Source organism: Citrobacter sp. T1.2D-1, assembly GCF_950098555.1.
GTDB classification, from domain to species: Bacteria; Pseudomonadota; Gammaproteobacteria; order Enterobacterales; family Enterobacteriaceae; genus Citrobacter_A; species Citrobacter_A telavivensis.
Genome location: NZ_CATNHH010000003.1, coordinates 182,432 through 205,628, shown reverse-complemented (window position 1 = coordinate 205,628; position 23,197 = coordinate 182,432). Strand labels below are relative to the sequence as shown.

At 54.2% G+C, this 23,197-nt stretch carries 24 protein-coding genes; 18 read left to right on the top strand and 6 right to left on the bottom strand.

Going from position 1 to position 23,197, the window contains the following annotated elements:
- Positions 1-122: 122 nt before the first annotated feature.
- Positions 123-2,141, top strand: a complete 2,019-nt coding sequence (locus QQZ17_RS05695; RefSeq protein WP_152406081.1) for an oxidoreductase — start codon at positions 123-125, stop codon at positions 2,139-2,141.
- A gap of 87 nt (positions 2,142-2,228) precedes the next feature.
- Here the strand turns inward: QQZ17_RS05695 and rlmG are convergent, their stop codons facing one another.
- Complete coding sequence (gene rlmG, locus QQZ17_RS05690) at positions 2,229-3,365, bottom strand: 23S rRNA (guanine(1835)-N(2))-methyltransferase RlmG (RefSeq protein ID WP_152406082.1); 1,137 nt, start codon at positions 3,363-3,365, stop codon at positions 2,229-2,231.
- A gap of 86 nt (positions 3,366-3,451) precedes the next feature.
- On the opposite strand from rlmG, the gene QQZ17_RS05685 reads away from it, so the two are divergent.
- The 4 genes from QQZ17_RS05685 to sstT all read left to right on the top strand — a co-directional run bounded on the left by QQZ17_RS05685 (position 3,452) and on the right by sstT (position 7,755).
- Positions 3,452-3,955 (top strand): M48 metallopeptidase family protein, encoded by a 504-nt coding sequence (locus QQZ17_RS05685; RefSeq protein ID WP_152406083.1) that lies wholly within the window; start codon positions 3,452-3,454, stop codon positions 3,953-3,955.
- 69 nt (positions 3,956-4,024) lie between these two features.
- Entirely contained in the window at positions 4,025-5,023 is a 999-nt protein-coding gene (locus QQZ17_RS05680; RefSeq protein WP_152406084.1) for a Gfo/Idh/MocA family protein, read from the top strand.
- A 269-nt stretch (positions 5,024-5,292) separates the two neighbouring features.
- Complete coding sequence (locus QQZ17_RS05675; protein WP_152406085.1) at positions 5,293-6,258, top strand: TerC family protein; 966 nt, start codon at positions 5,293-5,295, stop codon at positions 6,256-6,258.
- Between the two features lie 252 nt (positions 6,259-6,510).
- On the top strand, positions 6,511-7,755 hold the full coding sequence (gene sstT, locus QQZ17_RS05670) for a serine/threonine transporter SstT (protein WP_152406086.1): 1,245 nt from the start codon (positions 6,511-6,513) through the stop codon (positions 7,753-7,755).
- A 16-nt stretch (positions 7,756-7,771) separates the two neighbouring features.
- On the opposite strand, the gene QQZ17_RS05665 is transcribed toward sstT, so the two are convergent.
- The 3 genes from QQZ17_RS05665 to uxaC all read right to left on the bottom strand — a co-directional run bounded on the left by QQZ17_RS05665 (position 7,772) and on the right by uxaC (position 11,403).
- Positions 7,772-8,326 carry a YgjV family protein gene (locus QQZ17_RS05665; RefSeq protein WP_061076238.1) on the bottom strand — a complete coding sequence of 185 codons (555 nt, stop codon included), beginning with the start codon at positions 8,324-8,326 and terminating at the stop codon, positions 7,772-7,774.
- A gap of 162 nt (positions 8,327-8,488) precedes the next feature.
- Positions 8,489-9,976 carry a UxaA family hydrolase gene (locus tag QQZ17_RS05660; RefSeq protein WP_152406087.1) on the bottom strand — a complete coding sequence of 496 codons (1,488 nt, stop codon included), beginning with the start codon at positions 9,974-9,976 and terminating at the stop codon, positions 8,489-8,491.
- A gap of 14 nt (positions 9,977-9,990) precedes the next feature.
- Positions 9,991-11,403 (bottom strand): glucuronate isomerase, encoded by a 1,413-nt coding sequence (gene uxaC, locus QQZ17_RS05655; RefSeq protein WP_152406088.1) that lies wholly within the window; start codon positions 11,401-11,403, stop codon positions 9,991-9,993.
- Between the two features lie 470 nt (positions 11,404-11,873).
- On the opposite strand from uxaC, the gene exuT reads away from it, so the two are divergent.
- The 11 genes from exuT to QQZ17_RS05600 all read left to right on the top strand — a co-directional run bounded on the left by exuT (position 11,874) and on the right by QQZ17_RS05600 (position 19,823).
- The gene (exuT, locus tag QQZ17_RS05650) at positions 11,874-13,175 is read left to right on the top strand and encodes a hexuronate transporter ExuT (protein ID WP_152406089.1); all 1,302 of its coding nucleotides are present in this window, start codon (positions 11,874-11,876) and stop codon (positions 13,173-13,175) included.
- Between the two features lie 137 nt (positions 13,176-13,312).
- Entirely contained in the window at positions 13,313-14,089 is a 777-nt protein-coding gene (gene exuR, locus QQZ17_RS05645) for a transcriptional regulator ExuR (RefSeq protein WP_061076235.1), read from the top strand.
- A gap of 338 nt (positions 14,090-14,427) precedes the next feature.
- Positions 14,428-15,090 carry a DedA family general envelope maintenance protein YqjA gene (gene yqjA / locus QQZ17_RS05640; protein WP_042998225.1) on the top strand — a complete coding sequence of 221 codons (663 nt, stop codon included), beginning with the start codon at positions 14,428-14,430 and terminating at the stop codon, positions 15,088-15,090.
- A 3-nt stretch (positions 15,091-15,093) separates the two neighbouring features.
- Complete coding sequence (gene mzrA, locus QQZ17_RS05635) at positions 15,094-15,477, top strand: EnvZ/OmpR regulon moderator MzrA (protein WP_152406090.1); 384 nt, start codon at positions 15,094-15,096, stop codon at positions 15,475-15,477.
- A 148-nt stretch (positions 15,478-15,625) separates the two neighbouring features.
- Positions 15,626-15,994: a DUF1090 domain-containing protein gene (locus tag QQZ17_RS05630; protein ID WP_152406091.1), complete on the top strand. Its 369-nt coding sequence runs from the start codon at positions 15,626-15,628 to the stop codon at positions 15,992-15,994.
- Positions 15,995-16,026: 32 nt separating this feature from the next.
- Positions 16,027-16,332: a DUF883 family protein gene (locus QQZ17_RS05625; RefSeq protein ID WP_042325238.1), complete on the top strand. Its 306-nt coding sequence runs from the start codon at positions 16,027-16,029 to the stop codon at positions 16,330-16,332.
- 2 nt (positions 16,333-16,334) lie between these two features.
- Positions 16,335-16,739 carry a phage holin family protein gene (locus tag QQZ17_RS05620; RefSeq protein WP_042325334.1) on the top strand — a complete coding sequence of 135 codons (405 nt, stop codon included), beginning with the start codon at positions 16,335-16,337 and terminating at the stop codon, positions 16,737-16,739.
- Complete coding sequence (locus tag QQZ17_RS05615; RefSeq protein WP_152406092.1) at positions 16,729-17,022, top strand: YqjK-like family protein; 294 nt, start codon at positions 16,729-16,731, stop codon at positions 17,020-17,022. Before QQZ17_RS05620 ends, QQZ17_RS05615 begins: the two co-directional genes overlap by 11 nt.
- 693 nt (positions 17,023-17,715) lie before the next feature.
- A complete protein-coding gene (locus QQZ17_RS05610; RefSeq protein WP_040073926.1) occupies positions 17,716-18,108 on the top strand; it encodes a DoxX family protein in 393 nt (130 codons plus the stop codon).
- Positions 18,109-18,177: 69 nt separating this feature from the next.
- A complete protein-coding gene (locus QQZ17_RS05605) occupies positions 18,178-19,167 on the top strand; it encodes a glutathione S-transferase family protein (RefSeq protein WP_152406093.1) in 990 nt (329 codons plus the stop codon).
- A 284-nt stretch (positions 19,168-19,451) separates the two neighbouring features.
- On the top strand, positions 19,452-19,823 hold the full coding sequence (locus QQZ17_RS05600; protein ID WP_152406094.1) for a DUF805 domain-containing protein: 372 nt from the start codon (positions 19,452-19,454) through the stop codon (positions 19,821-19,823).
- Between the two features lie 57 nt (positions 19,824-19,880).
- On the opposite strand, the gene yhaJ is transcribed toward QQZ17_RS05600, so the two are convergent.
- On the bottom strand, positions 19,881-20,777 hold the full coding sequence (yhaJ, locus tag QQZ17_RS05595; protein WP_042325229.1) for a DNA-binding transcriptional regulator YhaJ: 897 nt from the start codon (positions 20,775-20,777) through the stop codon (positions 19,881-19,883).
- A gap of 104 nt (positions 20,778-20,881) precedes the next feature.
- Between yhaJ and QQZ17_RS05590 the strand changes: the two genes are divergently transcribed.
- Positions 20,882-21,583, top strand: a complete 702-nt coding sequence (locus QQZ17_RS05590; protein ID WP_152406095.1) for a pirin family protein — start codon at positions 20,882-20,884, stop codon at positions 21,581-21,583.
- A gap of 18 nt (positions 21,584-21,601) precedes the next feature.
- On the top strand, positions 21,602-21,763 hold the full coding sequence (locus QQZ17_RS05585; protein ID WP_042325225.1) for a hypothetical protein: 162 nt from the start codon (positions 21,602-21,604) through the stop codon (positions 21,761-21,763).
- A 101-nt stretch (positions 21,764-21,864) separates the two neighbouring features.
- Here the strand turns inward: QQZ17_RS05585 and QQZ17_RS05580 are convergent, their stop codons facing one another.
- Positions 21,865-23,178 (bottom strand): L-cysteine desulfidase family protein, encoded by a 1,314-nt coding sequence (locus QQZ17_RS05580; RefSeq protein ID WP_152406096.1) that lies wholly within the window; start codon positions 23,176-23,178, stop codon positions 21,865-21,867.
- Between the last annotated feature and the right edge of the window lie 19 nt (positions 23,179-23,197).

Here is a 23,197-nt window from a genome sequence, read left to right as displayed (position 1 = left end):
CCGGGGGCTTTTTTTGAATCCCATCACAATCATTGCATTCCCCTTTTCCCTTTTACCCGTCGACGGCTAAATTAGTAACTCATCCGACCACATAACAATAATTTTACATACTGGACAATCTTATGAGCTATCCGTCGCTGTTCGCCCCGCTTGATCTCGGCTTTACTCAGCTTAAAAACCGCGTGCTGATGGGCTCAATGCACACCGGGCTGGAAGAGTATCCTGATGGTGCTGAACGACTGGCGGCCTTCTATGCCGAACGCGCCCGGCATGGCGTCGCGCTGATTGTCACCGGCGGTATTGCGCCTGCGCCGTCTGGCGTCACGATGGAGGGCGGCGCTACGCTCAACGATGCCCGGCAGGTGCCACATCACCGCATCATTACCGATGCCGTTCATAACGAAGGCGGGAAAATCGCGTTACAGATCCTGCACACCGGGCGCTACAGCTATCAGCCACAACTGGTGGCGCCTTCAGCGATTCAGGCCCCCATCAACCGGTTTACTCCGCACGCCCTGAACCACGAAGAAATTCTGCAACTGATTGAGGACTTCGCCCACTGCGCTCAACTGGCGCGGGAAGCCGGTTACGACGGCGTCGAAATCATGGGTTCAGAAGGCTATTTGATTAACGAGTTTCTCACCCTGCGCACCAATCAGCGCGACGACGATTGGGGTGGCGATTACACCAACCGCATGCGCTTTGCCGTTGAGGTGGTACGTGCAGTCCGCCAGCGGGTGGGGAATGACTTTATTATTATCTACCGCCTGTCGATGCTCGACCTGGTGGAAAACGGCGGCACCTTTGCAGAAACCGTGCAACTGGCGCAGGCCGTCGAAACCGCAGGCGCGACCCTTATCAACACCGGAATTGGCTGGCACGAAGCGCGCATTCCCACCATCGCTACGCCGGTACCGCGCGGTGCCTTTAGCTGGGTCACTCGTAAACTGAAAGGCCACGTTTCGCTGCCGCTGGTCACCACCAATCGCATTAACGATCCGCAGGTTGCCGATGAGATTCTGGCGCGCGGTGATGCCGACATGGTGTCGATGGCGCGCCCGTTCCTCGCGGATGCCGAGCTGTTATCGAAAGCCCAATCGGGGCGTGCCGATGAGATTAATACCTGCATCGGCTGTAATCAGGCGTGTCTGGATCAGATCTTCGTCGGTAAAGTGACCTCATGCCTGGTGAATCCACGCGCCTGTCACGAAACCAAAATGCCCATTGTTGCAGCCACCGCGCTTAAAAATCTGGCCGTCGTCGGTGCGGGTCCGGCGGGCCTCGCCTTTGCCATCAATGCGGCGGCACGTGGTCATCACGTCACCCTCTTTGATGCGCAGGGCGAGATCGGCGGACAGTTCAATATCGCCAAACAGATCCCCGGTAAAGAGGAGTTTTATGAAACGCTCCGCTATTACCGCCGGATGATCGACGTCACTGGCGTAACCCTGAAACTGAATCATTATGCGATGGCAGACGATCTGCTGGTATTCGATGAGGTGATCCTCGCCAGCGGGATCGAGCCACGCAGGCCACCGATAGACGGCATTGATCATCCGAAGGTCTTAACCTATCTCGACGTGTTGCGCGACAAAACCCCGGTGGGGAATCGGGTAGCCATCGTTGGCTGCGGAGGGATCGGCTTTGATACCGCGATGTACCTGAGCCAGCCCGGTGAACCGACCAGTCAGAGCATTGCCGATTTCTGTGTGGAATGGGGCATCGACACCAGCCTGCAACAGGCCGGTGGATTACGTCCGGAAGGCCCGCATCTGGCTCGCAGCCCGCGTCAGATAGTGATGCTACAGCGTAAGGCCAGCAAACCCGGAGAGGGACTGGGGAAAACCACCGGCTGGATCCATCGCACTACGCTGCTTTCACGCGGCGTGAAGATGATCCCGGCAATCAGCTATCAGAAGATCGACGACGCCGGTCTGCACGTGTTGATCGGTAACGAAGCACGAACGCTGGAGGTCGATAACGTCATTATTTGTGCCGGTCAGGAGCCACGCCGCGAACTGGCCGAACCGCTGCATGCGGCGGGAAAAACCGTGCACGTCATCGGCGGCTGTGATGTGGCGATGGAACTGGATGCTCGTCGGGCCATTGCCCAGGGCACCCGTCTGGCGCTGGGAATTTAATGTGCCTGATGGCGCTACGCTTATCAGGCCTACGCAATAGTAATATGTTGTAGGCCGGATAAGGCACAGCCGCCATCCGGCAATACGTTAGCGCCGGCGGCCGACTTTCACCGCTTTGAGCACCACAAACTTATTGTTGGTGGCGACGGTGGTGCAGTTGCCGAAGATCTTCTTCAGCTTGTGGAAGTAGTCGAGATGACGGTTGGCGACGATATACAGCTCGCCATTGATCTTCAGGCAACGACGGGCGTGGTGGAACATTTCCCAGGCAATGTTATCCGTCAGCGCATGCTTCTGATGGAACGGCGGATTGCACAGTACGGCATTAAAGCGGAAAGGCTCAACCCCGGACAGCGCGTTGTTAATCATAAACTCGCAGCGATCGATGGCCTCAGGGAGGTTGGTTTCCACATTCAGACGGCTGGAAGCGACCGCCATCGGAGATTCATCGACAAAGACCACGTTAGCCTGCGGATTTTTTTCCAACAGCGTCAGGCCAATCACCCCGTTGCCGCAGCCGAGATCGACAATCTCCCCTTCCAGATTCTCTGGCAGGTTCTGCATAAAGAAGCGCGCACCAATATCCAGCCCGGTGCGGGAGAAAACGTTGGCATGGTTGTGGATGGTCCAGTCGGTGCCTTCCAGTTTCCAGCTCAGCGTCTCCGGCGCTTCGGCCAGCGCCGGTTCGTTGAAGGTGCAGTTGATAAGACGCGCCTTTTTCCACGCCAGCGTGGTGGTCGTTGGACCGAGCACTTTCTCAAATAACTCCAGCGTGGAGTTATGGATGTCACGCGCCTTTGCGCCGGCAATGATACGGGTTTGCGGGGTCACCACTTTTCGCAGCGCACGCAGCTGTTGTTCGAGCAGAGCCAGCGTTTTTGGCACTTTGATGAGTACCACGCCCGGCGCCTGCGGATACTCCGCCGTGCTGTCGAGAAACTTGACGCTGGACTCCGCGATATCGTTATGGCGCAAATTTTCCCGCGTTGCCAGTTCGCTTAAATAAGAATCACCAATGCTGTACGGCGACTGCTCCGCCAGCGCACAGCTCAGCGCACCAAAGGTATCATTCAGGATCAGCACCGGGCCGCGAATCTCCGTATCGTCCAACTGTTGCAGCAGATACTCATCCGCCGCTTCCCACGCCAGCAGTGGGTTAACGTCGTCCGTTTCCGGGAAACGTTTTAGTGTCAGTGAACGGAAACCGTTGTCTGTGTGGCTCATCGGCCCTCCTGAATGGTAAAATTTCGGCGTATCCCTTAAAAGGGTGCGTGAGTATACAACAATTTTGTTAATTGGCGTGGACTGAGATGAACGAACTGAACTACCTCCAGGGCTACCCGGAAAACCTGCTTTCACAGGTGCGCACGCTGATTGCCGAGCAGCGGCTGGGCACGGTGCTGGAAAAGCGCTATCCGGGAACGCATGATTTCGCGACGGATAAAGCGCTGTGGCAATACACCCAGGATCTGAAAAGTCAGTTTCTGCGTAATGCCCCGCCGATCAACAAAGTGATGTATGACAATAAGATCCACGTACTGAAAAATGCGCTTGGGCTGCACACGGCAGTCTCTCGCGTGCAGGGCGGCAAGCTAAAAGCGAAAGCCGAGATCCGCGTCGCCACCGTGTTTCGCAACGCGCCGGAACCCTTTTTACGGATGATCGTCGTACACGAACTGGCGCATCTGAAGGAAAAAGAGCACAACAAAGCGTTTTATCAGCTTTGCTGCCACATGGAACCACAGTATCACCAGTTGGAATTTGATACGCGCCTCTGGTTGACGCAGTTGTCGTTAAAGGAAACTGCGCAGTAGCGCACTGGCTTTGTCATAAAGGCGTGCTAAATTGACGAAAGAATCCCTTTATGGAGCCTGAAGGCATTTATGATACGTTTCGCAGTGATTGGCACAAACTGGATCACCCGTCAGTTTGTGGATGCCGCCCATGAGACCGGCAAATATAAATTAACCGCAGTTTATTCCCGCAGCCTCGAACAGGCGCAAACTTTCGCTAATGATTACCTCGTCGAGCATCTGTTTACCTCGCTGGATGCAATGGCGCAGAGCGATGCGATTGATGCGGTGTACATTGCCAGTCCGAACTCGCTGCACTTTCCCCAGACCCAACTGTTTCTGAGCCATAAAAAGCATGTGATCTGCGAAAAACCGCTGGCGTCGAATCTGACCGAAGTGGAAGCCGCTATCGCCTGTGCGCGGGAAAATCAGGTGGTGCTCTATGAAGCCTTTAAAACCGCCAGTCTGCCTAATTTCCTGCTACTACAGCAGTCGCTGCCGAAAGTCGGTAAGGTGCGCAAAGCGTTCCTCAATTACTGCCAGTACTCTTCGCGCTATCAGCGCTATCTCGACGGCGAAAACCCGAACACCTTTAACCCTGCCTTCTCCAACGGATCGATCATGGACATCGGTTTCTACTGCCTGGCATCCGCCGTGGCACTGTGGGGAGAACCGCACAGCGTACAGGCCTGCGCCAGTTTGTTGGAAAGCGGCGTCGATGCCCATGGCGTCGTGGTGATGGACTACGGTGATTTCAGCGTCACTCTCCAGCATTCCAAAGTGAGCGACTCCGTTATCGACAGCGAAATCCAGGGCGAAGCCGGATCGCTGGTGATCGAAAAAATCTCCGAATGCCAGAAGGTCTGCTTTGTTCCACGCGGCGGGAAAACCCAGGACCTTACCCAACCACAGCACATCAATACTATGCTGTATGAGGCACAGGCGTTTGCAGAACTGGTGGACGCCAATGAAGTGAATCATCCTGGATTGTCGAACAGTCGCATCACGGCAAAACTGCTGACCGAGATTCGTCGCCAGACTGGCGTCATCTTCCCGGCAGATGACGTCAGCCGTGCGGCCACTGCGTAAAACATTGTAAAACAGATGTTACAGGCCATTGACGGAATGCGTGGCCTGTCATATTTTGTTACCTGCAAAGGGGAGTAACTTCATTGTCGGTCGATCGTCATTACGATGTGTGAGAAACCACATCCGGTCACCGGGCAACGAAAAAGGAATGCGTTAACGCATTCTTTTTTTGTTGTAAGTGAGACCTTGCCGGAAGGCGAGGTCTATGCATAAAAAAGCAGCGGCTGACGTCTTCCGACGTTGGCCTTTTTTATGCGTAAGGAATATTTATGAATACTGTCGGCACACCGTTGTTATGGGGCGGATTCGCTGTTGTTGTGGTGATTATGCTGGCTATCGACCTCTTTTTGCAGGGGCGTCGTGGCGTACATACGATGACCATGAAACAAGCGGCCGCCTGGTCCCTGGTCTGGGTTACGCTCTCGCTGTTGTTCAACGCGGCGTTCTGGTGGTACCTGGTACAAACCGAAGGCCGCGCCGTCGCCGATCCGCAGGCGCTGGCGTTCCTCACCGGTTATCTGATTGAAAAATCTCTCGCCGTCGATAACGTCTTTGTCTGGCTGATGCTGTTCAGCTACTTCTCGGTGCCGCCAGCACTGCAGCGTCGGGTACTGGTGTACGGCGTGTTGGGCGCAATCATCCTGCGTACGGTCATGATTTTTGCGGGTACGTGGCTTATCACCCAGTTCGACTGGATCCTGTACCTGTTTGGCGCGTTCCTCCTGTTTACCGGGGTGAAGATGGCGCTGGCGAAAGAGGACGATTCCGGAATCGGCGACAAACCGCTGGTACGCTGGCTGCGCGGACATCTGCGTATGACCGATACCATCGAAAACGAACATTTCTTCGTGCGTAAAAATGGTCTGCTGTATGTCACGCCGCTGATGCTGGTGCTGATTCTGGTGGAACTGAGCGACGTTATTTTTGCGGTCGACAGTATTCCCGCCATCTTCGCCGTCACCACCGACCCGTTCATCGTGCTGACCTCAAACCTGTTCGCGATCCTCGGTCTGCGTGCAATGTACTTCCTGCTGTCAGGGGTTGCAGAGCGGTTCTCAATGCTGAAATACGGTCTGGCGGTGATCCTGGTATTTATCGGCATTAAGATGCTGATCGTCGACTTCTACCATATCCCGATTGCGATTTCGCTGGGCGTGGTATTTGGCATCCTGGTCGTAACGCTACTGATCAATGCCTGGGTCAACTATCAGCATGATAAGAAACAGCAGGCGTAATTCTGTCGAGCCGGGCGGCGCTAGCGCGTCCCCGGCCAATAGACAATCCGGCGTCTGCTTTTTGTAGAACATGTCACATCATTGTTAATATTAAGTTACAAAACATGACTGCAGCATAAAATCCAGCATATTTCGCTTCCAGAAGCTTTATCTTTCCTTATACTCAACCATGCAAACACTTTGTTACATCCGGAAAGAGGCGTCCATAGAACGCGCAAAGGATGAGCAACAACACAATGAAAGGATGATGAAATGACTACGCAACGTTCTCCGGGGCTGCTGCAGCGTTTGGCTCAAGGAAGCCTGGTAAAACAAATTTTGGTCGGTCTCGTACTGGGGATCCTACTGGCATGGATTTCAAAACCGGCGGCTATTGCCGTGGGTTTGCTCGGCACACTGTTCGTCGGCGCGTTAAAAGCCGTTGCCCCGGTGCTGGTTCTGATGCTGGTGATGGCGTCTATCGCTAACCATCAGCACGGGCAAAAAACCAGCATTCGCCCGATTCTGTTTCTCTATCTGCTGGGGACATTTTCTGCCGCGCTTGCCGCGGTGGTCTTCAGTTTTGCCTTCCCTTCAACGCTGCATCTGACCACCAGCACAAATGATATTGTGCCGCCGTCGGGCATCGTGGAAGTCCTGCGCGGTCTGCTGATGAGCATGGTCTCCAACCCTATTGATGCACTGCTGAATGCCAACTATATCGGCATCCTGGTGTGGGCGGTCGGCCTCGGTTTTGCCCTGCGTCACGGCAACGACACCACCAAAAATCTGGTCAATGACATGTCGGATGCCGTCACCTTTATGGTGAAACTGGTGATCCGTTTTGCACCGATCGGTATTTTTGGCCTGGTCTCTTCCACGCTGGCAACCACCGGTTTCGCTACGCTGTGGGGCTATGCGCAACTGCTGGTCGTGCTGGTAGGCTGTATGGCTCTGGTTGCGCTGGTCATCAACCCGCTGCTGGTGTTCTGGAAAATTCGTCGCAACCCGTATCCGCTGGTCTTTGCCTGCCTGCGTGAAAGCGGCGTCTACGCCTTCTTCACCCGCAGTTCTGCGGCGAATATTCCGGTGAATATGGCGCTGTGTGAAAAACTGAATCTGGATCGCGATACCTATTCCGTTTCTATCCCACTGGGTGCAACCATCAATATGGCGGGCGCAGCGATCACCATTACGGTGTTAACGCTGGCGGCGGTGAATACGTTGGGGATCCCGGTGGATCTGCCCACCGCGCTGCTGCTGAGCGTCGTCGCCTCTCTATGTGCCTGTGGCGCATCGGGCGTCGCGGGCGGTTCGCTGCTGCTGATACCGCTGGCGTGTAATATGTTTGGTATCCCTAACGATATCGCCATGCAGGTTGTTGCCGTTGGCTTTATCATCGGCGTGTTGCAGGATTCCTGTGAAACCGCGCTGAACTCGTCAACTGACGTCCTGTTTACCGCTGCAGCCTGTCAGGCTGAAGACGAACGTCTGGCGAATAATCCTCTGCGCAGCTAAGCGCCTGCCCCTTCCGTCATCTGGCGGAAGGGTTCTCTTCCTGCACGCTTTTCTCAATTTTGAACGGATCGATTCCCCGGCGTTTCATGCGCCAGAAGCGGATAATATTCAGCCCGTTCATCACCAGAAAACTGCCTTCAATCAGCGTACCGCCAATCGATCCCAGCCAGAAGTTATGCACCACCCAGCAGGCTGTCGCACACCACATCACGCAGCGCACCGTTAATCCCTTACAGCGGAACAGCGCCCAGGTACTGGCGAGCGTACCGATGATGGGCAGAATTTCCATCGCGTGCTGTAGCTTCGCCAGCCCAAGCACCAGTGTGAGGATAATAAACAGCGCCATCACCCACAGTTTACGGGTGCGCATGGACACCAGGGTACGCACGGTGTTGAGTTCTGCGCTCATCCCGGCGGGCCAGGCGCCCATCAGAAAGAAGTGTACGCCTATTGTGGCGCTATAGACGGCAAGCTGGAGTCGGAAACGGCGCTCATCGCGGTTGAAAAACGTGGTAATGCCAATCAGAAACGCGAGTACACCTACGCCCTGAGCCAGCCAATACGCGGTCATGGGGGATCCTTGTCAGGAAATACAAAAACAAACGACGCTTCATCATATGAAACGTCGTTTTTAAAATCCAGACTCATGTGATTACCCGAAAGATTCCGTGCCACAGCAAGGCAAGACGGCCAGTTCGGTCATTCCCGCTGCGATGCGAAAGATAATGGGTAATTACAATGTTACGCCGCTTTTAAAGATAGCCAGTTCGCGGAAATCATTGCGTTCGTTGCAGGTCTGCTTGCCGTTGGCAAAATCGACGATGGTATCAACGAACTCATTCAGCAGTTGTGGCATCGCTTTGCCGTGGATCAGTTGGCCAGCATCAAAGTCGATCCAGTGCTTTTTCTTCGCGGCCAGTTCGCTGTTGGTGGCGATTTTCACCGTCGGCACAAACCCGCCGTAAGGAGTACCGCGACCGGTGCTGAATAACACCATATGGCAACCGGCACCCGCCAGCGCACTGGTAGCAACCGCATCATTACCCGGCGCGCTCAGCAGATTCAGCCCGTGAGTTTTCAGACGCTCGCCGTAGCGTAGTACGTCAACCACCTGACTGGAGCCCGCTTTCTGCGTGCAGCCCAGCGACTTATCTTCCAGCGTGGTGATCCCACCGGCTTTGTTACCCGGCGAGGGGTTCTCGTAAATCGGCTGGTTATGGGCAATAAAATACTGCTTGAAGTCATTGACCATGGTGACCAGTTTGCCGAACGTCTCTTCGTCACGACAATGACTCATCAGCAGTTGCTCCGCTCCGAACATCTCCGGCACTTCAGTCAGAACGGTGGTACCGCCGTTGGCAATCATATAGTCAGAGAAACGGCCAAGCATCGGGTTGGCGGTGATCCCGGAAAGCCCGTCAGAACCGCCACACTCCAGACCAAACTTCAGCTCGCTCAGTTTCCCTGGCTCGCGCCTGTCGTGACGCATCACTTCGTAAAGCTGATGGAGGTGTTCAAGCCCGGCCTCCACTTCATCGTCCTGATGCTGACAAATCATAAAGTGCACGCGCTCAGGATCGAACTCGCCCAGCGTTTCGCGGAAGGCATCCACCTGGTTATTTTCACACCCCAGGCCAATCACCAGCACTGCGCCCGCATTCGGGTGACGGACCATGTTTTGCAGCATGGTACGGGTATTGATGTGATCGTCGCCAAGTTGCGAGCAGCCGTAGGTGTGGCTGAACAGGAAGACACCGTCGGTACCCTCGGCATCGTTGGTCTCTTTCAGGAAACGGTTCTGGATCTGGCGTGCAATCCCGTTGACGCAGCCAACGGTAGGCAGGATCCAGAGTTCGTTTCGTACCCCGACCTCCCCACTGGCGCGACGATAAATCTGCACGTCGCGATCCGCAGGTTGGGCAGGAAGATCCTGAAAATCAGGTTGATAGCTATACTCATCCAAATCGCTCAGATTGGTGCGAGTATTGTGGGCGTGAATATGTTCACCCGCCGCAATGTCCGCCAGAGCATGGCCGATAGGCTGGCCATACTTAATCACGTACGTTCCTTTCTTGATGTCACTCAAGGCAAATTTATGTCCGCGAGTGACATCCTGGCGAAGCGTTACGGTGTGGTTATCCACAGTGACTTCAGTTCCCTGCGCCAAATCAGCCAGCGCGACCGCAACGTTATCCTGCACATGGATTTTGATGTATTGCATATCAACCCCGGACCTTAGTTCAGTTCAATGGCGAAGTAATCACGCGCATTGTTAAAGCAAATATTTTTCACCATCTCACCCAGCAGTTGACTATCCGCCGGGGCTTCACCGGCCTGCACCCAGCGACCAATCATCTGGCACAGAATGCGGCGGAAGTACTCATGACGGGTGTACGAGAGGAAGCTGCGACTGTCGGTTAACATGCCGACAAAGCGGCTCAACAGACCCAGTTGCGCCAGTTGCGTCATCTGACGTTCCATACCGTCTTTCTGATCGTTGAACCACCAGCCGGAACCGAACTGCATTTTTCCCGGCATCCCTTCACCCTGGAAGTTGCCGATCATCGTGCCCAACACTTCGTTATCGCGTGGGTTCAGGCAGTAAAGGATGGTTTTCGGCAACAGGTTCTCTTCATTCTGCTTGCTGAGCAGTTTTGACAGCTCTTCAGCCATCGGACGGTCGTTGATAGAGTCAAAACCCACATCCGGCCCCAGCAGTTTGAACTGACGCAGGTTGTTATTGCGCAGAGCACCAATGTGGTACTGCTGTACCCAACCACGACGCGCATATTCCGCGCCCAGGAACACCAGCACTGCGGTTTTGAACTGTGCCACTTCATGCTCGCTCAGCGTCTCGCCCGCCAGACGGCGTGTCAGAATACTATCCAGTTCCGCTTCGCTGGACTCGGCAAACAGCACCACGTCCAGCGCATGGTCGGAGACTTTGCAACCGTGCGCAGCGAAGTGGTCAAGACGTTTGGTCAGCGCGCTTTGCAGATCGGTAAAGCGACGGATGTCGGTGTCAGAAACTTCACCCAGTTTTGCCATGTAATCGTTGAAGGTCGCCTGTTCAATATTGAAGGCTTTATCCGGACGCCAGCTCGGCAAGACTTTCACCGAGAAGCTGCTGTCTTTTGCGACCGTTGCATGATGCTCCAGCGAATCAATTGGATCGTCAGTGGTACCAACCATTTTCACGTTCATCTGCTGCATGATACCGCGGGCGGAGAACGCATCCTGCGCCAGCAGTTCATTGCACTGATTCCAGATCTCGTCCGCCGTTGATGGAGAGAGCAATTTGCCGGTCACGCCAAACGGACGACGCAGTTCAAGGTGTGTCCAGTGGTATAACGGGTTGCCGATAGTATGCGGAACCGTCGCCGCCCACGCGTCAAACTTCTCGCGATCCGAGGCGTCGCCGGTACACAGGCGCTCAGCGACACCGTTGGTGCGCATGGCGCGCCATTTGTAATGGTCACCTTTCAGCCAGATGTCATACAGGTTATTGAATCGGTAGTCTTCGGCGATTTGCTGCGGCGGCAGATGGCAATGGTAATCGAAGATAGGCTGGTCTTTGGCGTAATCATGATACAGACGGCGGGCAAATTCAGTATCAAGTAGAAAATCTTCTGTCATAAACGGGGTCATTTTCGTCTTCCTCTCAACGAGTGCGTCTGATTGCTTATAGAGCGATGCTGACAAAGTTATCACACCAATTTCCATAGCCTGTAGATATTTTCGTGAGATAGATCAATAAATGCTGACAAATTATTTACCCTCAAAGAGGTAAACACCGTTCCAGGCCGCGCCAGCTCTGGTGTCGCCTAATCGAAATAATAACCATGCTAAGATTCACACTTTTGTGATGGCACTCACCCTTTAAAGTTGTATGACAAGTTATCTTTCTGCCGTCGCGATACATAAGCAGACGGAATGCAAAATTACCGATGATTCATCATCGGATTCACCGGTACGGAAACCGAATTAGCAAAATTTATTTATGGCAACGTTCGGGCGTACCGGCTTTTTTGGGTTACCCCGTCGTAAACAGCATCCTCTGCCCCAGGCAGGAAGATGACCGCGCTCCTTGCGGAAATAACAAAACGATGAGGTTTTACATGCGTAAAATTAAAGGGTTACGTTGGTACATGATTGCACTGGTGACGCTTGGCACCGTGCTGGGTTACCTGACGCGTAACACTGTGGCGGCAGCTGCGCCAACTCTGATGGAAGAGTTGCACATCTCCACCCAACAGTACTCCTATATCATCGCAGCCTATTCTGCTGCTTACACTGTCATGCAACCTGTTGCCGGCTATGTGCTGGACATACTGGGCACCAAAATAGGCTACGCGATGTTTGCCGTGCTATGGGCCGTTTTCTGTGGCGCAACCGCGCTGGCAGGAAGCTGGGGTGGCCTGGCGCTGGCGCGTGGCGCGGTTGGTGCGGCAGAAGCCGCGATGATCCCGGCGGGTCTGAAAGCCAGTTCCGAATGGTTCCCGGCGAAAGAGCGCTCCATTGCGGTCGGCTACTTTAACGTCGGCTCCTCTATCGGTGCGATGATTGCTCCGCCGCTGGTTGTCTGGGCGATTGTGATGCACAGTTGGCAGATGGCCTTCATCATCTCTGGCGTCCTGAGCTTCATCTGGGCGATGTCCTGGCTTATCTTCTATAAGCACCCGCGTGACCAGAAAAAACTAACGGACGAAGAGCGCGACTACATTATTAATGGTCAGGAAGCGCAGCACAAAAACAGCACCCAAAAGAAAATGTCGCTCGTGCAGATCCTGCGTAACCGCCAGTTCTGGGGTATCGCCCTGCCGCGTTTCCTTGCTGAGCCAGCCTGGGGGACATTTAACGCCTGGATCCCGCTGTTCATGTTTAAAGTCTATGGCTTTAACCTGAAAGAAATTGCGATGTTTGCCTGGATGCCGATGCTATTTGCCGATCTTGGTTGCATCGTGGGCGGTTACCTGCCGCCGCTGTTCCAGCGCTGGTTTGGCGTCAACCTGATTGTCTCACGTAAAATGGTCGTTACATTGGGTGCCGTGCTGATGATTGGCCCAGGGATGATCGGTCTTTTCACCAGCCCATACATCGCCATCATGCTGCTGTGTATTGGTGGTTTTGCTCACCAGGCACTGTCCGGGGCGCTGATTACACTCTCATCTGACGTCTTTGGTCGTAACGAAGTGGCAACGGCGAACGGTCTGACCGGGATGTCCGCCTGGCTGGCAAGCACGCTGTTTGCCCTGGTGGTCGGCGCGCTGGCGGACACCATCGGCTTCAGCCCGCTGTTTGCGGTCCTGGCCGTGTTCGACCTGCTCGGTGCGCTGGTTATCTGGACCGTGCTGCAAAACAAACCGGCCAGTGACGTAGATTCCGACTCGCAGTTCGATAAACCGGCGGCGCAGAGTTAGCCTGCCGACGGATAACACGTAAGCAAACCAGGCCGCCTGCTGGCACTCGCAGGCGGCTTTTTCGTTTCTGCGTGTGGAGCCAACCTCGCGAAAGTGGTATAACAAATACAGTCTGCCGTATCATGCCTGGAGTGCATATGGAAATCACCGAACCACGACGTTTGTATCAACAACTTGCTGCTGATTTAAAAGAGCGCATCGAACAGGGCGTTTACCTGGTGGGTGATAAATTGCCTGCAGAGCGTTTTATTGCCGATGAAAAAAACGTCAGCCGTACCGTGGTTCGTGAAGCCATCATCATGCTGGAAGTCGAAGGATTTGTTGAGGTCCGTAAAGGTTCCGGGATTCACGTGATTTCTAATCAGCCGCGCCACCAGCAGGCCACTGACGAGTCGCTGGAGTTTGCCAACTACGGTCCTTTTGAATTGCTACAGGCGCGCCAGCTTATCGAAAGCAACATTGCGGAGTTTGCTGCCACGCAGGTCACCAAGCAGGACATCATGAAACTGATGGCAATCCAGGAACAGGCGCGCAATGAGAAATGTTTCCGCGACTCCGAATGGGATCTGCAATTCCACATTCAGGTGGCGTTAGCCACGCAGAACTCAGCGCTGGCCGCTATCGTGGAAAAAATGTGGACTCAGCGCAGTCACAACCCGTACTGGAAGAAACTGCACGAACACATTGATGCGCGTACCGTGGATAACTGGTGTGACGACCACGATCAAATCCTTAAGGCGTTGATCCGCAAAGACCCGCATGCGGCAAAACTGGCGATGTGGCAGCATCTCGAAAACACAAAAATCATGCTGTTCAATGAAACCAGCGACGATTTTGAATTTAATGCCGACCGTTACCTGTTTGCCGAAAACCCGGTGGTTCATCTCGATACGGCGGCTAACGCAACAAAATAAAATTTCTTGATTCGACAGGCGCGCCGCTGCGCCTGTCAGTAAGCGAAAGGTATAAAGTGTCAGCCTGTGTAAATCCTCTCGCCACCCTCTCCTGCGATCAGCAGAATCACACTTCACGGACGTGCAATTTCTATAACGGACTACGTTGACCTTTGTTACAATTAGATGCAATTCGAATTTATGTTTGTTAGTGCTTGCTTAATTCATAACTTTTAACAGGGAATAGTTCAGGCCGCGGCTTTGCGCCGTCCGCACACCATGCAAAACATTAACAATGATGCGGCGTAGCAAACTTCTGAACCCGGCGTGACGTTAACCAATTCGACCTGGAATACTGAATGGAACTTTTGACTCAATTACTGCATGCCCTGTGGGCGCAGGATTTTGAAACACTGGCTAATCCTTCCATGATTGGCATGCTGTATTTTGTTTTATTTATGATTCTGTTTCTGGAGAACGGGTTGCTGCCAGCCGCCTTTTTGCCCGGCGACAGCCTGCTGGTTTTAGTGGGCGTTCTGATTGCTAAAGGCGCAATGGGCTTTCCGCAAACCATTTTGTTGCTGACCGCGGCGGCAAGCCTCGGTTGCTGGCTGAGCTATATTCAGGGCCGATGGCTGGGCAATACCCGCATCGTACAAAACTGGTTATCGCACCTGCCCGCCCACTATCACCAACGCGCCCACCATTTATTCCATAAGCATGGTCTTTCCGCCCTGCTTATTGGCCGTTTTATCGCATTTGTTCGTACCTTGCTGCCTACCATCGCGGGTTTGTCCGGCCTGAATAATGCCCGTTTTCAATTTTTCAACTGGATGAGCGGGTTACTGTGGGTGCTGATTTTAACCAGTCTGGGTTATCTGTTGGGTAAAACGCCGGTATTCCTGAAGTATGAAGATCAGTTAATGTCTTGCCTGATGCTGTTACCCGTGGTGCTGCTGGTTTTTGGCCTGGGCGGTTCGCTGGTCGTCTTGTGGAAAAAGAAATACGGGAATCGAGGGTAAGGGATGCTGAAACCGCGCATAACGCTTAAACAACTGGCCTGGAGTACCGCCTTTCTGCTGGCGATAAGCGCCACGCTGTTGGTCTGGTCTGCGATTCGTCAGCAAGAATCAACGCTTGCGATCCGTGCCGTTCACCAGGGAGCCAGCATGCCGGACGGTTTCTCGATCTGGCATCACCTCGACGCTAACGGTATTCGTTTCAAAAGCATTACACCGAAGAATGACACTCTGCTCATCACTTTCGATTCCAGCGCCCAGAGTGCCGCAGCCAAAGCGGTTCTCGACAAAACGCTGCCCAACGGCTACATCATTGCCCAACAGGATGATAACAATCAGGCCGTCCAGTGGTTGTCACGTTTACGAGAGCCCCCGCATCGGGTAGGGTAATCTCCAGGAATCCGAATCATATCACCCACTTTGGTGATTTCAGCGATTAATGTCTATGATTAATGAGGCGATGGGGTCACCCTGTCGCTTTATCACTGGATCATCGTTTCTGAATTCATGGGGACGAGTCACAATGGAAGGTTCAAGAATGAAATACCGCATCGCTTTCGCAATTTCCCTTTTCGCTCTCAGTGCCGGCAGCTACGCCAACACCCTCTGCCAGGAAAAAGAGCAGGATATTCAACGGGAAATCAGCTACGCCGAAAAACACAACAACCAGAACCGTATTAATGGGCTGAAAAAAGCGCTCAGCGAAGTCAGGGCCAACTGTACTGACAGCAAGCTGCGCGCCGATCATCAGGAAAAAATTGCGGAACAGAAGGAAGAGATTGCCGAACGTCAGCGCGATCTCGCTGAAGCGAAGCAAAAAGGCGATGCGGACAAAATTGCCAAACGCGAGCGCAAGCTGGCGGAAGCCCGGGCTGAACTCAAAGAGCTCGAGGCTCGCGACTACTAAGCATCAGACCACTTACTCACCTGGAGAATACTATGTCGAAAGAAAACACATCGGAACATCTGCGCGCTGAGTTGAAATCCCTGGCCGATACGCTGGAAGAGGTGCTGAACTCCTCTGGCGATAAATCGAAAGAAGAGTTGAGTAAGATCCGCAGCAAAGCCGAGCGCGCGCTGAAAGAGAGCCGCTATCGCCTCGGTGAAACGGGCGATGCCATTGCCAAACAGACGCGTGAAGCCGCTGCGCGTGCTGACGACTATGTGCGCGAAAATCCGTGGACCGGCGTCGGGATTGGCGCGGCTGTGGGCGTCGTGCTGGGCGTTCTGCTGTCGCGTCGTTAATGATGGCGGATCCTCATCACGCACAAGGGCCCGGGAAAAGCGTTCTGGGTATCGGGCAGCGGATTGTCACTATCCTCGTTGAGATGGTGGAAACCCGGTTGCGTCTGGCAGTGGTCGAGCTGGAAGAAGAAAAGGCTAACCTCTTTCAGCTCCTGCTGATGCTGGGACTCACCATGCTCTTCGCTGCATTTGGTTTGATGAGCCTGATGGTGTTAATCATCTGGGCCGTCGACCCGCAGTATCGGCTCAATGCGATGATCGCCACCACGGTCGTTCTGCTGGCTCTGGCGCTGATTGGCGGAATATGGACGCTGCGAAAAGCGCGGCGCTCCACATTGTTACGTCATACCCGCCATGAACTGGCGAATGACCGGCAATTGCTCGAGGAGGAGAGTCGTGAGCGGTAAAGGTGAACGTGCACAACGTAAGGCCCGACTGCTTCGTGAGATCCAACAGCAACGGCTGGATCTTTCAGCCAGTCGTCGTGACTGGCTGGAAGCCACGGGCGCTTACGATCGCGGCTGGAACACGCTGCTGAGTTTGCGCTCGTGGGCGCTGGTCGGCAGCAGCGTGATGGCGGTCTGGACGATTCGCCACCCTAACCTGCTCGTGCGTTGGGCAAGGCGTGGGGTCGGCCTCTGGAGCGCATGGCGGCTGGTCAAAAAGACGCTGCGCTCGCCTGTCGCCTGATGGCGCTTCGCTTATCAGGCCTACGCACTCGACCTCTCCCTACTTCACCTGATGGCGCTTCTCTTATCCGACTCTCGCACTCAATATGTAGGCCAGATAAGGCGTAGCCGCCATCTGGCTTACGCACTCGACCTCTCCCTACTTCACCTGATGGCGCTTCTCTTATCCGACTCTCGCACTCAATATGTAGGCCAGATAAGGCGTAGCCGCCATCAGGCCTACGCACTCGACCTCTCCCTACTTCACCTGATGGCGCTTCTCTTATCCGACTCTCGCACTCAATATGTAGGCCAGATAAGGCGTAGCCGCCATCTGGCTTACGCACTCGACCTCTCCCTACTTCACCTGATGGCGCTTCTCTTATCCGACTCTCGCACTCAATATGTAGGCCAGATAAGGCGTAGCCGCCATCTGGCTTACGCACTCGACCTCTCCCTACTTCGCCGCATGGCGCTTCTCTTATCCGACTCTCGCACTCAATATGTAGGCCGGATAAGGCGTAGCCGCCATCCGGCAACTGCAATACCGCGCCACTACAAAATCAAAATTTTTGAAGATTACTGACAGTTTTCCTTGCTAACAATTCTCATTCTTCACGCTTATGATTCTCTCCATCGACAGCAATGACGCGGAACACCGCGAAATTGCACTAAAAAACAAAATCAGCAGTTGTGTGGTTTCCTGGAGAGAAGAATGAAAAAATTAGAAGATGTTGGTGTACTGGTAGCGCGTATTCTGATGCCAATCCTGTTTATTACCGCAGGTTGGGGAAAAATCACCGGTTACGCCGGTACTCAACAGTATATGGAAGCGATGGGCGTTCCGGGATTCCTGCTGCCACTGACCATTTTGCTCGAGTTTGGCGGCGGTCTGGCGATTCTGTTCGGTTTCCTGACCCGTACCACCGCGCTGTTTACCGCAGGCTTCACGCTGTTGACCGCGTTTATCTTCCACAGTAACTTTGCTGAAGGCGTTAACTCGCTGATGTTCATGAAAAACCTGACCATCGCTGGCGGTTTCCTGCTGCTGGGTATTACCGGTCCGGGCGCATTCAGTATCGACCGCGTACTGAACAAAAAGTGGTAAGCGCTCTATAATGAATGAAAAGAACGAGGGGATTTTCTCCTCGTTTTTGCTATCTGAGGGAAAGAAATCATGGGACAACTGATCGACGGCGTCTGGCATGACACCTGGTATGATACCAAATCCACCGGGGGAAAATTTCAACGTTCTGTATCGGCATTCCGTAACTGGCTCACCGCGGATGGCGCGCCTGGTCCTTCCGGCGAAGGCGGTTTTGCTGCGGAAAAAGACCGCTATCACCTGTATGTTTCACTCGCCTGTCCATGGGCGCACCGTACGTTAATCCTGCGTAAGCTCAAGGGACTGGAGCCGTTTATCTCGGTCTCAGTTGTGAATCCATTGATGCTGGAAAACGGCTGGACTTTTGACGATGATTTCCCGGCGGCCACGGGTGATACCTTATATCAGCACGAATTTCTGTATCAGCTTTACCTGCACGCCGATCCCCATTACAGCGGTCGCGTGACCGTGCCAGTGCTGTGGGATAAAAAGAACCATACAATTGTCAGCAATGAATCCGCTGAAATTATTCGCATGTTCAATACGGCGTTTGATGCGCTGGGCGCAAAAGCCGGGGACTACTATCCCCCTGAACTGCGCAATAAAATCGACGAACTGAACAGCTGGATTTATGACAACGTTAACAATGGCGTCTATAAAGCGGGTTTTGCCACCAGCCAGCAAGCCTATGACGACGCCGTAGAAAACGTCTTTACCGCGCTGGCGCGACTGGAGCAGATCCTCGGCCAGCATCGCTATCTGACGGGCAATCGGCTAACAGAGGCGGATATTCGTTTGTGGACAACGCTCGTCCGCTTTGATCCGGTGTACGTCACGCATTTCAAATGCGACAAGCATCGCATTAGCGACTATCTCAACCTGTACGGTTTCCTGCGCGATATTAACCAGATGCCGGGCATCGCGGAAACGGTCAATTTTGACCATATTCGCAACCACTATTTCCGCAGCCATAAGACCATTAATCCGACGGGCATTATTTCCATTGGCCCGTGGCAGGATCTCAACGAACCACACGGGCGTGAAGGCCGTTTCGCTGAGTGAATCCAGGTACCCTTCAGGGTGCCTCAGTCCGCTGACAAAGAAGGAAAAACGGGGTTTTTCCTTCTTTGTGGTTATCAGCCGAAAATCAATGAATTGATTTTCCTGGCGTTTAATTAGGCGCTCTCTGCTTGTCCAGTATCGGGATGAGGTTTGTCATCACTCTCCAGGCACCTTTCAGGGTGCCTTATTAATTCATTATTCAAATATTTACCATCTAATCATTCGCAACTACTCTTATTTTGATTGCTTTTAAAACAAGTGATTGTCATAAGGTTGAGGCGAAAATGGACTGGTATATAAACGTTTTACGCAATTATGTCGGTTTCGGCGGTCGGGCCCGCCGCAAAGAGTTCTGGATGTTTATTCTGGTCAACATCATCTTCGCGTTCGTACTGGGCGTTCTGGATAAGATGTTTGGCTGGCAGCGTGCCGGAGGAGAAGGGGTACTGACGACGATTTACGCGATCCTCGTCTTTTTACCCAGTTGGGCCGTTCAGTTCCGGCGTCTGCACGATACCGATCGAACCGCCTGGTGGCTGTTATTGTTAGTGATTCCTGTCATCGGCTGGCTGGTGATCATCATCTTTAGCTGTCAGGACGGCACGCCCGGCGAAAACCGCTTCGGACCTGACCCTAAACAAAACGAAATGCGTTGAGTGGCTTCGGGGCAATCGGTTTGCCCCGAATATGATAATCCTGAAGAAAAGCGTCGTTTATTTCCTGGCAAACAGTTTTGGAATTTCACGCAGACACCAGGCTTTAGCTTCACCCATACTGTCTCGCCGCCAGGCCATAATGATGTCAATCTCACTGGTCGATTCCGGACTGACCACGCGCAGTCGCCCTTCGGCAATATCCTGTTCCACCAGCGGATAAGGCATCGTCGCCACCCCTAATCCTGCCAGCAACGCCTGACGCTTGTCTTCGATGGTACTGACGGTGAGGCGCGCTTGTTTATCCAACAGTTGTACCGTTAATACCGGACGTTCACGCGCGGTATCCGCGACCGCGACGCCGCGATACTTCACGCGCGTCACTTCCGACAGCGGTTCCGGCTCCTGATGAATCGGGTGATCCGGTGCGGCAACATAGACGTTCATCAGGGTATAAAGCTTGCGGGAGTTAATTTCAGACGACGAGCGAAAGTGCATGTCCGGAGCCACCACGATATCCGCCCTGCCCTGTTCCAGCCGCTCCCATGCCCCTGCCAGCACTTCGGTGATCACCGAAAGCTGCGTATTGGCTTTGAGGGCCAGTTTATCGATGAGCGGGAAAAAGGCCGGGGTTGGCACCAGCGCCTCGGTCACAATCGTCAGATGCGTCTCCCACCCTCGCGCCAGCGCCTCAGCGTCCGTGGTGAGCTTATCAGCCGCCTCCAGCAGCACGCGCCCTCTTTCCAGCAGCATGCGCCCAACGTTAGTAAATTTTGTACGATGCCCGGAGCGGTCAAACAGCACGACATCCAACTCTTCTTCCAGCTTCTGCATGGTGTAGCTGAGTGCAGACGGCACGCGTCCCAGTTCATCTGCCGCTGCAGCAAAGCTACCGCGGCGATCTATCGCGTCCATTACGCGTAATGCCTCAAGCGTTAATGCCCTTTCTTTGGCCATATCGTTCTCATTCAGGAAATTTGAACATACCGGGCAGAATATCTGGCTAACAATGCAGCGTCCAGCCCCTTAACATAAAAGGAAGTAAAGAGAGGTCAAGAACTATGATTACTACCCGAACAGCCAAACAATGCGGACAAGCAGACTACGGATGGCTGCAGGCCCGTTACACCTTCTCCTTTGGACACTATTTCGACCCGAAACTGCTGGGCTACGCGTCGCTGCGCGTGCTCAATCAGGAAGTGCTGGCGCCCGGCGCGTCTTTCCAGCCGCGCACCTGGCCAAAGGTGGACGTGCTCAATCTGATTCTCGAGGGCGTTGCTGAGTACCGTGACAGTGAAGGCAACCATGTGCAGGCCCAGGCGGGTGAAGCATTACTGCTCGCGGCCCAGCCAGGCATCAGCTACAGCGAGCATAATGTCAGCAAAGACAAGCCGCTTACGCGTATGCAGTTGTGGCTCGACGCCTGTCCTGAGCGCGAGAATGCCCTGGTGCAAAAGATGAAACTGACAAAGGCTAAACAGCAGTTGATCGCGTCACCCGACGGCGAGAACGGCAGCCTGCAGCTGCGCCAGCAGGCGTGGGTACACCAGATCGAGCTGAATCAGGGCGAGTCGCTGAGTTTTCAGCTCCACGGCCCGCGCGCCTACCTGCAGTCGATTCACGGCACCTTTCACGCCGTTACTCACGATGAAGCGCGCGAAGCGTTGACCTGTGGCGACGGAGCCTTTATTCGTGATGAAGATAACATAACGCTCGTTGCCGATACGCCGTTGCGGGCTTTGCTGATAGATTTGCCGGTGTAATGGGTAATGGAGTTACGTATGAGTAAGAAAGCGAAAAAACAGGCCCCGACCGTCAAATCCGACGTTGCACAGACGCCTCCCGCCCCTCGTGCTTTTGGCTACGAGGAGATGTTGACCGAGCTGGAAGCGATTGTTTCCGATGCCGAAGTTCGGTTAGCTGAAGAGGACGAAATCGCCTGAGGCCCGTTGCCGGATGACGGCGCAAGCGCCTTATCCGGCCTACAAACGTGTTTTACCGTAGGCCCGATAAGCGAAGCGCCATCGGGCACTCAAACATCCGGTTAATGCGCTTTACGCGCCATGATCTCGATAATCTGTTTGTCCGTCTGCTGCATTGAATGACATGCCAGCGCGCACAGGTTAGCAATAGACTGTTCCACGTTGTGCGCCACAATCCCCTCGTTACCCGTGACCGCCGTATCGTCCAGCGCCATCAGCACCGCCTTCCACGCCGCAGAGGCACTGGTAGAGACTTTCATCGCGCAACTGTTGGATGCCCCATCGCAAATCATTCCACTTACATCGCCAATCATGCTGCTGATCGCCATCGAAATCGTGCTGTAGCGTCCTTCATCGACCAGCCAGGCCATCCCTGCCGCTGCGCCCATCGCGGCGGTCGTTGCCGCACACAGCGCCGACAGACGCGGGAGCTGATGGTGTATATAGATAGCACTCAGATGGGAAAGCATCAGCGCACGCGCCAGTTTCTCGTCGTCCGCGCCAAAGTGCTCGGCGACAACCATCACCGGTACCGTGGCGGTGATCCCCTGATTGCCTGAGCCGGAGTTGCTCATGGCAGGCAGCGTCGCCCCGCCCATGCGCGCATCCGACGCCGCGCTGGTTCGGATGAGGATCGCCGTCGAGAGATCGTTTGCCAGCAGACCGCGCGCGCACTGCTTTTCCATCGTTGCGCCAATGTGCAGTCCCCAGTTTCCCCGCAGCCCTTCCTGCGACAACGCGCCGTTGAGTCTGGCGGCGTCGAGAATAAAACGGATGGCGTCAAACGGCACCGTATTCACAAACGCCAGAATCTCTTCCAGCGAGGTCTCAGAAAGCACCGCCAGCGGCGATTCCTGCGCCTCGCTGTTGGCATTCGCTTGTTGAGAAAACTTCACGCCGGTGTGGGTTTCGATACGCACAATGTGGGTATGACCGCCAACAATAGTGACGCACGCCCAGCTGTCCTGGCTATAGACCTTCGCCCGGGAAAACAGGATGTCGTCACAGGGCTGCTGCAACATCACCGATACCTTGCCGGCTTTCAGCATCGCCTTCGCATCGTCAATCGCCTGTGCAGAGGCATCTTTCAACACCTCCAGTCCGGCGCTGGGGTCTCCCCCCAGCGCCCCCAGCGCAGCGGCAATGGGCAGCCCAACCATGCCGGTTCCCGGCACCGTCACCCCCAATCCGTTTTTCATCAGATTGGGCGAGACCCAGGCATCGATTCGCTCCACCGCACCATTCAGTTCAGAGGCCGCCACCGCCGCAGCCAGCGCAAGGGAAACGGGTTCCGTACAGCCCAGCGCCGGTTTCACCTCCTCCTTTACTGCGCGGATGAAACGCGACCACAACGGATTTTTTATCGTCTCAGACATAACAACAACCTTCAGGATA